This is a genomic window from Algorimicrobium algoritergicola (assembly GCF_008086165.1).
In the GTDB taxonomy this organism is placed as follows: domain Bacteria; phylum Bacteroidota; class Bacteroidia; order Flavobacteriales; family Flavobacteriaceae; genus Algorimicrobium; species Algorimicrobium algoritergicola.
This window is the reverse complement of the sequence record NZ_VSKL01000004.1, coordinates 221,009-236,903: the sequence shown is the minus strand read 5'-3', so window position 1 is coordinate 236,903 and position 15,895 is coordinate 221,009. Positions and strand designations below refer to the sequence as shown.

General features: G+C 34.0%; 12 protein-coding genes. 6 read left to right on the top strand and 6 right to left on the bottom strand.

Going from position 1 to position 15,895, the window contains the following annotated elements; genetic code table 11:
• Positions 1-123: 123 nt before the first annotated feature.
• On the bottom strand, positions 124-2,733 hold the full coding sequence (gene clpB, locus ES675_RS11655; protein WP_066251508.1) for an ATP-dependent chaperone ClpB: 2,610 nt from the start codon (positions 2,731-2,733) through the stop codon (positions 124-126).
• Positions 2,734-2,944: 211 nt separating this feature from the next.
• Here clpB and ytxJ point away from each other — a divergent pair, with 211 nt between their 5' ends.
• The 5 genes from ytxJ to ES675_RS11630 all read left to right on the top strand — a co-directional run bounded on the left by ytxJ (position 2,945) and on the right by ES675_RS11630 (position 9,154).
• On the top strand, positions 2,945-3,331 hold the full coding sequence (gene ytxJ / locus ES675_RS11650; RefSeq protein WP_066251510.1) for a bacillithiol system redox-active protein YtxJ: 387 nt from the start codon (positions 2,945-2,947) through the stop codon (positions 3,329-3,331).
• Between the two features lie 85 nt (positions 3,332-3,416).
• A complete protein-coding gene (locus ES675_RS11645) occupies positions 3,417-5,135 on the top strand; it encodes an amidohydrolase (RefSeq protein WP_197503484.1) in 1,719 nt (572 codons plus the stop codon).
• Between the two features lie 194 nt (positions 5,136-5,329).
• On the top strand, positions 5,330-6,523 hold the full coding sequence (locus ES675_RS11640; RefSeq protein ID WP_148367463.1) for a hypothetical protein: 1,194 nt from the start codon (positions 5,330-5,332) through the stop codon (positions 6,521-6,523).
• A 4-nt stretch (positions 6,524-6,527) separates the two neighbouring features.
• Entirely contained in the window at positions 6,528-7,970 is a 1,443-nt protein-coding gene (locus ES675_RS11635) for a hypothetical protein (RefSeq protein WP_066251516.1), read from the top strand.
• A gap of 209 nt (positions 7,971-8,179) precedes the next feature.
• Complete coding sequence (locus ES675_RS11630; RefSeq protein WP_066251519.1) at positions 8,180-9,154, top strand: bile acid:sodium symporter family protein; 975 nt, start codon at positions 8,180-8,182, stop codon at positions 9,152-9,154.
• 103 nt (positions 9,155-9,257) lie between these two features.
• Here the strand turns inward: ES675_RS11630 and fahA are convergent, their stop codons facing one another.
• Entirely contained in the window at positions 9,258-10,550 is a 1,293-nt protein-coding gene (gene fahA, locus ES675_RS11625) for a fumarylacetoacetase (protein WP_066251525.1), read from the bottom strand.
• Between the two features lie 199 nt (positions 10,551-10,749).
• On the opposite strand from fahA, the gene glyA reads away from it, so the two are divergent.
• Positions 10,750-12,021 carry a serine hydroxymethyltransferase gene (glyA, locus tag ES675_RS11620; RefSeq protein WP_066251527.1) on the top strand — a complete coding sequence of 424 codons (1,272 nt, stop codon included), beginning with the start codon at positions 10,750-10,752 and terminating at the stop codon, positions 12,019-12,021.
• A gap of 118 nt (positions 12,022-12,139) precedes the next feature.
• Here glyA and ES675_RS11615 read toward each other — a convergent pair whose 3' ends face one another.
• From ES675_RS11615 to ES675_RS11600, 4 genes are all read right to left on the bottom strand, one after another.
• Positions 12,140-12,694 (bottom strand): hypothetical protein, encoded by a 555-nt coding sequence (locus ES675_RS11615; RefSeq protein ID WP_148367461.1) that lies wholly within the window; start codon positions 12,692-12,694, stop codon positions 12,140-12,142.
• Positions 12,695-12,696: 2 nt separating this feature from the next.
• Positions 12,697-14,244 carry a right-handed parallel beta-helix repeat-containing protein gene (locus ES675_RS11610; RefSeq protein WP_066251535.1) on the bottom strand — a complete coding sequence of 516 codons (1,548 nt, stop codon included), beginning with the start codon at positions 14,242-14,244 and terminating at the stop codon, positions 12,697-12,699.
• Between the two features lie 147 nt (positions 14,245-14,391).
• Positions 14,392-14,775, bottom strand: coding sequence for an acyl-CoA thioesterase (locus tag ES675_RS11605; protein ID WP_066251637.1), 384 nt, complete (start codon positions 14,773-14,775; stop codon positions 14,392-14,394).
• Between the two features lie 84 nt (positions 14,776-14,859).
• Positions 14,860-15,894 (bottom strand): glutaminyl-peptide cyclotransferase, encoded by a 1,035-nt coding sequence (locus tag ES675_RS11600; RefSeq protein WP_066251540.1) that lies wholly within the window; start codon positions 15,892-15,894, stop codon positions 14,860-14,862.
• Position 15,895 lies beyond the last annotated feature (1 nt).

The following is a 15,895-nucleotide window of genomic DNA, read 5'->3' as shown; positions in this document are numbered from 1 at the left end:
AAACTCATATAAAAAAAAGCAACGTGCATCCCTTTAGGGATTTACATTGCTTTTTCAAACTAACTAACCAACTTATTAATGAAAACGTTCTTTCGGATTATTTATTTTCGTTTTAAGGAAACTTTAATAGTCTTCGTTTACTAAATCACCTTGATTTCTAAAAACTAATTTATCATCAAAAGCATCTAGTAGAATAATACTGTCTGTTGAAACAGTTCCAGATAAAATTTCTTTACTTAATTCATTTAAAACTTCTTTCTGAATCACACGTTTAACCGGTCGCGCACCATATTCTGGATTGTAGCCTTTTTTAGCTAAATAGGCAATGGCTTCTGGTGTTGCATCAAACGTGATGCCTTGTTTTCCTATCATTTTGGTAATGCCTTTTAATTGTAGTCCTACAATTTCTGTTATGTTTTCCTGGGTTAAAGGTGTAAACATAATGGTATCATCAATACGGTTTAAAAATTCAGGTCTCACGCTTTGTTTTAGCAAACCAAGCACTTCTATTTTTGCTAGTTCCATAGCGGCATCAACATCTTTTGTCGCTTCAAATTTCTCTTGAATTATCTGACTTCCCATATTGGAGGTCATAATGATAATCGTGTTTTTAAAATCTGCAAGTCGCCCTTTATTATCCGTTAAATGACCTTCGTCCAATACTTGCAATAAAATATTGAAAGTATCCGGGTGCGCCTTTTCAATTTCATCTAATAAAACAACTGAATATGGCTTACGTCTTACAGCCTCTGTTAACTGACCACCTTCATCATAACCAACGTATCCTGGAGGTGCACCAACCAATCTGCTCACCGCATGACGCTCTTGGTATTCACTCATGTCAATTCTGGTCATAGCCGCTTCATCATCGAATAAATATTCAGCCAATGCTTTTGCTAATTCCGTTTTACCCACACCTGTTGTTCCTAAAAACAGGAAGGTACCAATCGGTTTTTGTGGATTTTGTAAACCAGCTCTAGAGCGTCTTACGGCATCACTAACCGCAACAATAGCTTCTTCTTGACCAACAACACGTTTGTGAAGTTCGTCTTCTAATTTTAAAAGCTTTTCACGTTCACTCTGTAACATTTTAGTTACTGGAATACCCGTCCATTTAGCTACCACTTCGGCAATATCATCATAAGTGACTTCTTCTTTTATTAAGGAACTTTCACTTTGATTGGCTTGCAATTCCTTTTGAAGGGTTTCCAAACGTTCTTGTGCTTCTTTTATTTTTCCATAGCGAATTTCAGCTACTTTGCCATAGTCACCATCTCGTTCAGCGCGTTCGGCTTCTAGTTTAAATTCTTCAATATCGGATTTTGCCGTTTGGATATTATCTACGACTTCTTTTTCGCTTTTCCATTTGGCATTCAGCTCGTTGCGTTCTTCTTTTAAGTTTGCTAAATCAGCACGTAACGTTTTTAATTTCGTTTCATCTTTTTCACGCTTAATGGCTTCAATTTCAATTTCCAACTGCATCACTTTTCTATCCAGCACATCTAATTCTTCTGGTTTGGAATTGATTTCCATTCGTAATTTAGCAGCTGCTTCGTCCATTAAGTCAATAGCTTTATCTGGTAAAAAACGGTTGGTAATGTATCGTTCTGATAATTCCACAGCACCAATGATAGCTTCATCTTTTATACGAACTTTATGGTGTGTTTCATACTTCTCTTTAATTCCACGAAGGATAGAAATGGCGCTTTCCGTATCTGGCTCATCCACCATTACTTTCTGAAAACGACGTTCCAATGCTTTATCTTTTTCAAAGTATTTTTGATACTCGTCCAAAGTTGTAGCTCCAATAGCACGTAGTTCACCACGCGCTAATGCTGGCTTTAAAATATTGGCAGCATCCATAGCGCCTTGACCACCACCTGCACCTACAAGGGTATGGATCTCATCAATAAAAAGAACAATGTCGCCTTCGCTAGTTGTTACTTCTTTGATAACAGCTTTTAAACGTTCTTCAAATTCACCTTTATATTTGGCGCCTGCAATAAGAGCTCCCATATCTAAAGCGAAAATTTGTTTGTCGATTAAATTTTCAGGAATATCACCATCTACAATTCTATGTGCTAAACCTTCCGCAATAGCGGTTTTACCAGTTCCTGGTTCACCTACTAAAATGGGGTTGTTTTTGGTTCTTCGAGATAAAATTTGAAGTATGCGTCGTATTTCTTCATCACGACCAATAACTGGATCTAATTTACCTTCTTTGGCTAACTGGTTCAGGTTTTTGGCGTATTTATTCAATGAATTATACGTTTCTTCTTGACTTTGAGATGTTACACGATCACCTTGACGTAATTCTTCAATAGCAGCTTTTAAGTGCTTTTCAGAAACACCTTGATCTTTTAGCATTTGGGCAATTTTACTGGTCGATTTAAAAATAGCCAATATTAAATGTTCGATTGAAACATATTCATCGGTCATTTTTTTTGCCACTATTGCTGCTTCATTTAAGGTTTTTCCTGCTTCTCGTGAAAGCATAATTTCGCCACCAGATACTTTAGCAAAGCTTTCTAGTTGCTTATCTAGAGCCTGTTCTAAAATTGGAATGTTTACATTCAACTTTTTTAATAGAAACGGTAAAACGTTTTCATCAATATTAAAAAGCGCTTTAAAAATATGTTCATTTTCTATTTGTTGATGTCCAAACCCTTGGGCAAGCTGTTGGGCTTGCTGAATGGCTTCTTGTGATTTTATGGTATAATTATTTAAATTCATAATAGTATATAATCCGTTTTAAGGGATGTGTTTATATGTTTTGTTATTACTAGTTGTTGTGTTTGATAGCTATAAGTCAATAATCTTACCACTTCATGTTTAGCGACAAAATGTCGCGTAAAGCTAGTTGTAGCGTGACGTTTAGTCAGTTTGTAAGATTTGTAAACTTGTTTCGACTTACCTTTAAGATACAAATTTTAGAATTAGAAAAATGGGTTTTATAAATAAGTTATTTGGCGGTTCCAGTGAGCCTAAAGAGGAAAAGTTATTGCCTTGGAAAGCTTTAACCACGGTTGGACAATTAGATGAAATTGCTAAAAAATCTAACACCAAAACGCAAATGATATTTAAACATTCTACACGCTGTGGTATTAGTAAAATGGTGATGAATCAGTTTGTTGATGCATTTGATGTAGATTTAAATGCGGATTTATATTATTTAGATTTATTGAATTATCGTGATGTTAGTCATGAAACAGGTTATAAGTTTCAAGTGCTTCATGAGTCGCCACAATTATTAATTATTAGAAATGGCACAGCCGTTGCCCATGCCAGTCATGGTGGAATTAATGCATTAGAGCTAAATAGATATCTTTAGTATAATCAACTAGTTTTATGGAGGATTCACGTTGATTTTAATTATGTTTGTTAGAGAATTATAACTAACATTAACCCAAATTTCAATGAAAAAACTACTTACTCTCATTTTTATAACTTTTCTAGTTTTTGCCTGCAAAGATTCAGAAACTTCAAAGAATGTCACCGAAAATAAATCTATTTCAACCGTTTATTACAATGGTGATATTATTACCATGTCTGGCGAAACTGCTGAGTATGTTGAATCTCTAGTTGTAACGGACGGAAAAATTAGTTTCGCTGGAAGTTTTGACGAAGCGCTGAAAACTACTGGTTCATATAAAGTAATAGATCTTGAAGGTAAAACCTTATTGCCAGGATTTATAGATCCACACAGTCATTTTATTAATGCCTTATCTATGAGTAACCAAGCTAATTGCTCACCATCTCCTGTTGGTAATGCCAATGATGTTGCTGGTATTGTAGAGGCTTTAAAAAATATTCAAACAGAAAAAAGTATTCCTGAAGGCGAACTAATTATTGGATATGGCTATGATGATACAATTATGCCAGATGGAAAGCTCCTAAACAGAGATGATTTGGATGCGGCTTTTCCAAATAATCCAGTTTTGGTTATGCACGTATCATTACATGGCGCAGTAATTAACTCTAAAGCCATGGAAAAATTCAACATTTCGGATAAAACGGAAACGCCTCCAGGTGGAATCATTGTTAGAAAGCCAGGAACAAATGAACCTTACGGATTAATTATGGAAACGGCATTTCTTCCTATTTTTGAAGATTTACCAAAACCATCTGAAGCCGAATTGGTGCAACAAATAAAGGATGGGCAAATGATTTATGCCGAAGCAGGAATTACAACCGCTCAAGAGGGATTGTCTCACTTGTCTGATGTGATTATTCTGAAAAAAGCAGCTGATGATAACGCCTTGTTTATTGATGTTGTTTCATATCCGTTTATTACAGAATTAGATAGTGTTTTAAGTACATATGGCGTAGATGCTTTTGGAAATTATGACAATAAATTTAAATTAGGAGGAATTAAAATCACCATTGATGGATCACCCCAAGGACGTACAGCTTTATTTACAACACCGTATTTAACAGGTGGACCAAGTGGCGAGACGGATTGGTTAGGTGAGTCTACTTTTTCGCAAGATGAGGTGAATGCTATGTTGAAAAAAGTATATGATAATAACTTGCAATCTACTTTTCATGCAAATGGAGATGGAGCCATTGATATGTGTATAAAAGCACACGAATTTGCAAGTAACGGAAACCCAGCAAAAGAAAGACGAACAACTATTGTTCATTCACAATTTGTAAGAGCAGATCAACTTGATAAATATGTTGAATATAAAATGATACCTTCATTATATACAGAACATACCTTCTTTTTTGCTGATGCACATATTGAAAATCGCGGTTTGGAACAAACTTCCTTTATTAGTCCTATGAAAACAGCTATTTCTAAAGGGTTGAAACCAACAAATCATACAGATTTTAATGTAGTGCCAATTGATCAGTTGTTTGTTGTTTGGTCTGCGGTAAATCGTCTGTCCAGAAAAGGCGAAGTCATTGGAGCTGATGAACGTATTTCACCATTTCATGCTTTACAAGCCATAACAAGTAATGCAGCTTACCAGTATTTTGAGGAAGATAGAAAAGGTATGCTCAAAACAGGTTTGTTAGCCGATTTAGTAATTCTAGATAAAAATCCACTTAAAGTATCGCCAATGGAAATCAAAGATATTTCTGTTATGGAAACTATTAAAGAAGGGACTACTATTTACAAAAAAGAATAGATTTTTGTCTTGAGTAAATTATTATGAAGAAACTCTCAATTTAAATATTGAGAGTTTTTTTTTGAACTTTAGTTAGAGACAGATTTACAAGGCGTTTTCATCTTGGTTGTTACACTAATTTTGAATAGTCCACATCATTCCATTTATATCACTAAAAAACTCGTATTTTTGCACACTATTTAAAAAGAAAAAGAATGAAAAAGTATTATTTAATAGTATGCCTATTTTTTGTGAGTATTCAAATGATTTTGGCTCAGGGAATTACAGGTGAAAAAGTGGAGTTTAATGTGTCGCAATTGCCAGAAGTTTCCATTCCAGCCGATCAGCAATTTTATGCTGTAACCGTTAATTCACCATACAATGTTACAACTGAAGATGTTATTGCGCAATCTAAAACTGATTTTCAAAATGAATTAGAAGCTTACGATCAAAAAGTAATTGATAGTGAAGCAGAATACAAAACAAAATTAGAACAGCACGAAACGGATATTACGCTGGCGAAGGAAAAATTCGAATTAGAATCGAAAGAATTTAGCGAGTTAACACTATTAGAACGATTAGCTTTAACAGATCAAGGAAAAAAACCGACATTAGTTTTACCTAATAGACCAACCTATTATAAGCCAGCAGAACCGATTTATAGAGATCCAGATTTAAATGATTACGTCATTGTTGATAACATCATTTTGGCTAGTAAAATTGTAATTAATGGTTTGGAACGTGGTCAGAATATTCTAAATGTTCAAGTAGAAATTGATAAAGTGAATTTTCAAGATAATGCTGGACAATCTTTTGCTAATCAACCTACAAAAATTGTGGTGACGTTAAATGGTGAGGAAAATTTCAAAACGGATTTATTTACGGAATTCGAAATGATTTCTAATTACCCAACAAATAATATTAATAAGAATAGGGAAGAGAAGAAATATTTGGAAAAGGTTATGCGAAAAATCAACCAACTTTTGAATGAGCGTTATGGTTATATCAATCAAAGAAAATCGATGTATTTGGAAGTGGTTAAAAATCGTAAAAACACCTATGACGAGTTAGAGAAAGCACATATTTATGTTTTAACGAATTTGAAGAAAATTCAAGAAGATCCAAATTCAAGAATGACCATTTCGGCTATGGAAAACATGCAAAAAGGAATTGATATTTGGAATAATGTATTGACTTTAGTGGATTACAAAGACTCCAAAGCGGATTACAATGCTAAAATAGCACAATACGTTTATTTCAACCTGATAAAACTACATGTTGCTTTAAATAGAAAAGTAGAAGCAGAGCAGTATTTAAACGATTTACAAGAAAATTTAGTGAACATTAAACTATCCTATGATGATGAAAAAACATTGGAACGTTTAGAACAAGAAATCTATAATAATTAAACTTATGAAACATACATTAGTAATTTTACTTTTTGCTGTTATTAGCGGATTACAAGCGCAAAACTTTAGTTATGGCGATAAATTTCCGTTTAATCCAGAATCTGAAAAAGAAGCTCAATTTGTTTTAGCTGATAATTATAACACCTATTTATTCAGCCAGATAAATGAACATGGCATGCAAAGTCAGCATGATATTATTTTACGCAAATTCGATCAGAAAAATGCCTTGGTTGATACGTTTAACTTTGAATTCCCAGGAATGGGCGCAAGCACGTTGTACAATTTTTTAGGTATGTATCAACGTAACGAAAATCAAGTGGTGGCTTATACACATGGTTATACTGGTAAGACCGACAAAATGGAGGTTCATGAAATTGTTTTCGATAAAACAACGGATGCCTTTACCTCACGTTTAATTTTCACGCATGCTATTGAGTCTAATTCTAAATCTGGCGATATGTCATTTCGTATTTCAGAAAATGGTCATTTTGCAGCGGTAGTTTACACACCTTATTCTAAACGTAAAGAGCCGAAAAATACAATCGTCCATGTTTATAATACAACAAATGGTGACGAAGTTTGGAGCAACGAGGTGGTTTTTGAAGATACAACTGAAAAGCATGTAGCTGTTACCAATTCAGGAAACGTACTTTTAGTGCGCATTGAAAAAGGTTTTAAAGCGGAAACGAATCAAGTTATTGAAGTGACTTCAGCAGGAATGAAACAATTAGCATTTCCTGAAAAGACGGCTTTATTTGAACCTAAAGTATTTTCAATAGGCAGTCAGGATTATTTTATAGCTTTTTATGAAGATAAATCTTTTGGTGTTAGTGCCGGAAAATTCAATCGCCTTTTAATGTATAGCATTACAGACCAGAAAGTGTTGAATGATAATAAAGTGGAAGCGTTAACGCAATATAAAAGTTTAACGGGTTTTTCGCCAGCAGAAATTACAGATGTCAAAATTTCGGAACTCATTTTTAAAGACGAGAGCATGTATTTAGTTTTAGAATCTATGTATAAAGCAGGTACTGTTGAAAAACCTATGTATGCGGGAAGTTCTGCTACTATTGAACAAGATTTAATTAAATATGGAGTTGGTTACGTATTACAAATGGATATGGCCGGAAAAGTTATGAATGCTACGACACTTAAAACAAGTGTTGGTATGTTACCAGAAATTTCTAATTCATTAGGAATTATTAATGTTCAAGGTGATTTTTATATCAATACCGGTTGGTATTATGGCTTGTATAAGCCAAGCCAGTTAAATGATTTAGATGACGAATATGGACGTAAACTTTTTGGGTACTCTACATTAAGCGATTATGGTGTTTTTGTTAATCAATTAATGCATTATTCGCCAGATAGTAGAATTTTAAAATTAGCACGTTATCATCGTGATAATACCATGTCATTAATGGATATGAGTAATTTCCCGAATTAATGTAAATTGAGAACACTTTTTAAGAAGCACGGTTTATAGCAGTAAAATAAACCGTGCTTTTTCATTTAATACTAGCGCTTTAAAAAAATAAATAGTAGAATTTATAAATGAGCTGTTAAGATTGAAAGTTGCTTATTTTTGTTCTTAAACTACTTTTTATTGTTTTGTAGGAAATATTTAATTTAGCATTTAGAAGTAAAGGAACTATCATGAAATTTAAGATTGATAAATTTGTTTTATCTATCATTGGGACTATTATAATTGCTTATTTTTTTCCACAATGGGGAGCTCAAGAAAGTAATGTTCCTATCGATACTATTAGTGTGATAGGGATTTCGCTTATATTCTTTTTCTACGGGCTTAAATTAAATCCGACACAGTTAAAAGCGGGACTTCAAAACTGGAAATTACATCTTTTAGTGCAAGGTGCTACATTTATAATGTTTCCAATATTAGTTTTGTTATTTCGGCCATGGATTCAAAATGAGGAACAGGAAACTATTTGGTTGGCTTTCTTTTTCTTGGCGGCATTGCCATCAACGGTATCATCATCGGTTGTTATGGTGTCTATGGCTAAAGGAAATGTACCAGCAGCCATTTTTAACGCTAGTATATCTGGAATTATTGGAATTGTCATTACGCCACTCTGGATGGGCTTGTTTGTTGTAAATACACAAACAGATTTTGATTTTACCGATATTTACCTCAAACTCATCGTTCAAATCATTATACCTGTAATTTTAGGTCTTGTATTACAGCGTTTTTTAGGTGAATTAGCACATAAATACAGTAGCAAATTAACGGTATTTGATAAGTCTGTAATCGTATTGATAATTTATAAGAGCTTCGCAGAATCTTTTAATAACAATATTTTTAGTGTGGTCTCATTTTTGGATTTAAGCGCCATTTTTGTTGGTGTCTTAATGTTATTTGTTGTTGCCTTTACTTTAACGGGTTTTATTTCTCGAAAATTAAAGCTCAAAAAAGAAGATCAAATTACCGCGCAGTTTTGCGGGACTAAAAAATCATTAGTGCACGGTACTGTTTTTTCTAAAATACTATTTGGGAATATGGCGATACTGGGCATGATATTATTGCCATTAATGTTATTTCATGCCATACAAATTTTAATAATTAGTGTCGTTGCAGGTAGGCTTGCAAAAAGCAAGGTTCTTGATGCGTAATTTTATATCACACAGGAGTTAGCGCATATAATGGAAAGACATAAAAAAAAAGCCCACAAATTATGATATTTGTGGGCTTTTCTATTTTATAATAAGGGTGTTTTTACTTATTGCTTTTGGGAACATAAATAGGCAATAATTCCGTTGAAACTTCACCAAAACCAATTCGTGTACCATCTTTTTCACAATGGCCGCGCATGATTACGGTATCATAATCATTTATAAATTTACGTTCTGAACCATCTTGTAATTTAACAGGTTTTTCACCTCTCCAACTCAATTCTAACATAGATCCATAAGAATCTGGTGTAGAACCCGAGATGGTACCGCTACCCATCATGTCACCTGAATTTACAGGACAACCATTAACAGTGTGGTGTGCTAATTGTTGAGACATATTCCAATACATATATTTGAAATTGGACTTACTAACAACCGTTTCTTTAGCTGTTTTTGGCTTAATAGCAACTTCTAATTTAATGTCGTAACTCTTTTTGCCTTTATATTGTAAATAAGGTAATTGTGGTTTTAATGGCTTCGGACTTTCCACTCGGAATGGCTCTAAAGCATCTAATGTTACAATCCAAGGTGAAATGGACGACGCAAAACTTTTCGCTAAAAACGGTCCTAATGGTACATATTCCCATTTTTGAATATCACGAGCAGACCAGTCATTGAATAAAACCAATCCGAAAATATACTCTTCGGCTTCAGCAATAGGAATCGGTTCACCTAAATCGTTAGCATCTGTTGTTATGAATGCCATTTCTAATTCAAAATCCACCAATTTACTTGGACCAAAAATAGGCGTGTCACTACCAGCTGGCAATGTTTGACCTTGAGGTCTGTGTATTGGAATTCCCGAAGGTATAATAGATGAACTTCTGCCATGATATCCAACCGGAATATGCAGCCAATTTGGCATTAATGCATTTTCAGGATCGCGGAACATGGTGCCCACATTTGTAGCGTGTTCTATGCTTGAATAGAAATCGGTATAATCACCAATCTGGACAGGTAATTGCATTTCAATCTCATCCAAACGGAACAAAACCGTTTCTTTATTTTTCTTATTGTCTTTTAATTCACTGTTTTCTGCATCAAAAATTTCAGCAATTCGGTTTCTAACCAAACGCCATGTTTTTCTGCCGTCTGCAATAAAATCGTTTAACGAATCTTGAAGAAAAATATCATCAGTTAACGGAATACCTTCAAAATACCCTAATTGGTGTAAAGCACCTAAATCTATAGCCGTATCTCCAATTCGTGTACCGATCGTGATAATATCATCACGTGTAAGGAACACACCAAATGGAATGTTTTGAATTGGGAAATCGGAGTTTTTATCTACGTGTAACCAGGATTTTCTATCTGGATTGTTAGCTGTAAGTGACATAACTAAGGGTGGTTTTGTGTTTGTAAAATTCTAATCAAACCTACATAACTTTTCGTTTTTATACTAATTTATGATGTAAAATATAGCAATACTTTAACCTTTCCGAAAAATTATATCTGTCAAGTAAATATATGTTTTTTGATGAATTAAACTAATGTATTTCTTATTTTTGAATTCTATTTAACAATAACCAAAATTTATGCAACGCGACGAACAGATTTTTGAATTAATAGAAGCTGAAAAACAAAGACAGCTTCATGGTATAGAACTCATTGCATCAGAAAACTTTGTAAGCGACCAAGTAATGGAAGCTGCAGGTTCTGTTTTAACCAATAAATATGCTGAAGGTTATCCTGGCAAACGCTATTATGGTGGTTGCGAAGTGGTAGATGAAGTAGAACAATTGGCTATAGATCGTGCCAAAACTTTATTTGGTGCTGCTTACGTAAATGTACAACCACACTCGGGAAGTCAGGCAAATACAGCTGTTTATTCAGCGTGTTTAAAACCAGGTGATACTATTTTGGGTTTCGATTTATCGCATGGTGGTCATTTAACGCATGGTTCGCCTGTTAACTTTTCAGGAAAATTATACAATCCTGTTTTTTACGGTGTTAAAAAAGAAACGGGAATTATAGATTATGACCATGTAGCCGAAGTTGCTGAACGTGAAAAACCAAAAATGATTATTTGTGGTGCATCAGCTTATTCTCGTGATATGGATTTTAAACGTTTTCGCGAAATTGCAGATAGCGTTGGTGCTTTATTATTAGGTGATATTTCACATCCAGCGGGTTTAATTGCTAAAGGTATTTTAAACGATCCATTACCGCATTGTCATATTGTTACAACCACAACACATAAAACCTTACGTGGACCTCGAGGAGGAATGATTATGATGGGGCAAGATTTTGATAATCCATTTGGTTTAAAATTGAAAAATGGCAACTTGCGTAAAATGTCCTCGTTGTTAGATTCTGGTGTGTTTCCAGGAAATCAAGGTGGGCCATTAGAGCATATTATTGCAGCTAAAGCTATTGCTTTTGGTGAAGCTTTAACAGAAGACTTTATGCACTATATGTTACAAGTAAAGAAAAATGCAGCTGCTATGGCAAAGGCTTTTGTAGATAGAGATTACCATATTATTTCTGGTGGAACCGATAATCATATGATGTTAATTGATTTACGAAATAAGAATATTACTGGAAAAGATGCTGAAAACGCACTGGTGAAAGCTGATATTACCGTAAATAAAAACATGGTGCCTTTTGATGATAAAAGCCCATTTGTAACTTCTGGAATCCGAATTGGAACACCAGCGATTACCACACGTGGTTTAAAAGAAGCCGATATGGAAGCTATTGTAGCTTTGGTGGATGAGGTCATTATGAACTATGAAGATGAAGCAAAACTAGAAGCTATTAGCGACAAAGTAAATGCTATGATGAGTCACTTGCCACTATTTGTTTAAGGCGATTCAACTTATAAAATAAAAAAACCTGCTTGTTAATTCAAGCAGGTTTTTTATATGATGTTTTTTGTCATTCAGAACGCCCTGAAGAATCTCATTTAGGTCGAATTTTAGTACTTCAATTTGTTTTTGAGAAGTCTTTGTAAGCTTTCTGCATTAATTTATAAGATTGCTTTTTTTTAAGCTCTTCAGAAAAAAATGAAATAATGGCATTCCTCATTTCATATCCTTTAGCCAAACAATCATTGTTTTCAGAATCTATAACCATAACAGAAGAAAATTGTAAACCATCGGCTTCGTTGCCATCAGTTATAACAGTAAATTTTTCAGAACTACTTTTTAGGAGTTGGACATCTTCCCAGACGAAAGCTGGATGTTTTTCGCTATGAAATGGTATGCGTTTTTTCCATATTCCGAAATTATTAACCATTACCATACTAGTTTGAACAATGGTAGAAGTATAGTGAAATTGCAATTCGCTTTCAGCAAGACCCGCTTGGTCATGAATAATTTTAGCACTCTCAAATCCATTAATATATATGGGTGAGTCAGCTTTTTTTATTGTTACGCCTTTCTTAAAGCCACTAACATGAAGTTTTTCAGTTGAATTAGTATCCGCTGTTTTACAACCAATAAACATCACGCATAATATTGCATATAATATTTTCCTCATTTCTAAAATTCCGTATGTTGATAAGCACCAGCATCTGGAGCACCTGTTCTAGGTTTGTCTAAAATATCAGTAGAGACATCATTTGAAAATGCATTAGGACCAATATTTAATGCTCCCGAATCTAAACCAATAATCATTTCATTGTTTCTTGGGTTTTTGAAATCAGGATCATTATTAAAGCGCATGTTCTCATAACGCAATGGATTATCAAAATCATAATTATTTCCTGAAAAATTATTATTCGGATCTTGGAAACGTGCCAACGAATTGGTGAATTTAAAATTGAAAATATTCCCTGGATCTGCTACTTCATCTAAAATGAATTCTGGATTATCATTACCGTAAATAATACAATTGTTGAAGTTAGCTTCCGTTAAATCGAATAACAAAATAGCATCTTCAGTTTCGCGGAAATTATTAAGGAGTAGGGAAGGGAACTGTCTGAAACTATTATTCCAGTAATTAGCAATGGTGCAATGTGTAAAATTATAGTTTCCACCTTCGGTTCCGGCAAATGAAGATTGTCCGGAATTGTTAATCACAACGTTTTCCGCTAAAATAGAGGTGTTTCTTCCTAATATGCCAAAATTACTACTGTTATAAATTTGCGAATTGGTAATCGTAAGTTTAGCAATTGGTTCATCGGCATTACTATCACTTAAAATACCAACACCTGCATTTTTAATAGTTGCATAATTAATAACATTATTTACACTTCCTTGAAATAACCAAATAGAACCCCATTGTCCAGGAATATCACTAAATCCTGGTTCTAAACGGTCGCCTTCAAAAATAACTTCGTTTTCTAATACGTCTTGGTCTAAACTTAAAGCACCATTCACATTCAAGGATGCACCTTCAGAAACTAATAACCCAGAATTCGCGTGAAAATGAACACGTGTTCCTGCATTAATAGTTAAAGTTTCACCATTTGGAACCGCTGCATACCCATAAACTACGTAAGGTCTATCGTTGGTAAATGTATATTCGTCAGGCATTAAATAGCGTCCTTGAATATCTGTTTCTAATATTTCGCCTCCCACATTTAAGGTTAGTGTTTCTATAATCCCTGTGCTATTATCACGGTTTGGATAAATAAAAACGGCATCTTTTACCAAGGTAACCAAATCCACATCTTGCATGTTGGCACCTGAATCGAATACAATTTTATCTGTGTATAAAAACTCGCCAGTATTTGGTAGGTTGTTGATATCTATAGTCGTTTCAATAAAAACGAACATACTATCTTTAGCTAGAATCTCGACATTTTCAAAGGAATTTCCAGACATCCCATCTACGTTCAGTCGGTATTCAGAATTCATACCAGCGGCCAAAGTGATGCTTGGAATACTGATGTCATCATTACTGCGGTTGTAGACTTTTAAATTGTACGTGCTAGAGCCTATATTGGTAAAAACAGTGTCTAAATAAACCGTGTCTTTTGAAAACTCTAGATTTCCAGAGCTTCGAGAAAATTCTAAATCTTTACGACAAGAACTCCATAGCATTAAAAAGCCAATGCAAAAAAGAAAGTAAATAATACGTTTCATGTGATTATTTTATTGTTTTAATTGTCACATGCTATTAATCAATCCTTTAGGTGATAAAGCTTCTAGCATGCTCGTTTTATTAGATGATATCAATTTGTTCAAAAATATAACTTTTGAATTGATGATTTCGTATGAAAGCTATAAAAATTAGAGAAATATATTTTTTATTTCATCGGTTATTCGCGTTGGACGCATGCGGTTACTATCCATAAAACACCATGTGGTTTCAGATTTCGCTAATAGAATGTTATCTTTTAATATTTCAACAACACGTGTGCACGTAACACCTTCCGAGTTTGGGACGTATGTTTTTAGTGTAATCTCATCATTTAAAAATGCTGGCTTTTTGTAGCTAATATGATGCGACAGCATAATCCATAAATAATTATCAGTTATGGAGTTTGGTGCCTTTGTAAACCAATGCATTTTAGCAACGTCTTCAACCCATTGCACATAACGTACGTTATTAACGTGATTTAGATTATCAATATCGTCTGAAGTGACTGTGATTTTAGTTTCAAATGTTTGCATAGTATCAAGGTGTTTTCCTGGCAAAGCTAATGCATCAAATGTAACATAAGGCAAACCTTAAACGTTTAATAGACATATTTTAAACTACTTTTCAGTTATTTCAACCTCAAAGAGTTTATCCCAATATTTTCCAGTTACAAAAATGGTTTTAGTGTCTGGGTTGTAGGCAATTCCATTTAACACATCTAATTTAGGGTGTTTGGTTACCATATTATGAAGTGGTGTAAAATCAATCACACCTTCAACAGCACCATTTTCAGGATTAATAATTGCTACACCATTTTTATTCCAACGGTTCGCATATATTTTGCCATTAACCCATTCTAGTTCATTTAATTCTACTACTTTTCCTTTGCTGTGGTAGGCTTGGATGTAACCTTCTTCGGTTAAGGTTTCTGGATTAAGAGTCCAAATTTTTTCGGTACCATCGCTCTTATATAATTTAGAGCCATCGTTGCAAATTCCCCAGCCTTCTAAACTTTCACCATATTTAAAGCTACCAGTTTTTTCAAAGGTATTCACGTTGTAAACAAAGCCCGTGCCTTTTTTCCATGTTAGTTGATACACTTTATCATTAAGTATGGTAATGCCTTCGCCAAAATATTCGTTTGATAAATCGATGTTTTTTAAAACTTCACCAGTTTTATAATCTACTTTTCGAAGCTTGGAGCCACCATATTGTCCAGTACCTTCATATAATTCGCCATTGTGAAATTCCAACCCTTGTGTGTAGGACGTTTGGTCGTGTGGATATTCGTTAATAATTGTATAGGTATAAATTTTGGGTGTTTGGTTATTTAAAATGGTAATGCTTTTAGAAATGCTAGTTGATTCCCCATTCAAACTAAAAGATGCAACTAATTCATGAATACCTAATTTCATATTATTAAGTGTTTCTGAAGATTGGATGTCCTTTCCGTCCAAAGTATAATTTACCGAACCTATTTCATGATTTTTAGGATTAGAAATGGACAGTTTCAAGTCGTCACCAAGCGTAAAAGCATCATTTGATACATTGGTTTTGATAGAAATATCCTTTTTTGCTTCATTAATATTGGTGCCGCAAGCAACCAAAGTGAGGCATAAAATTATGATAGTAAGAGACTTATAAAGCTTCATG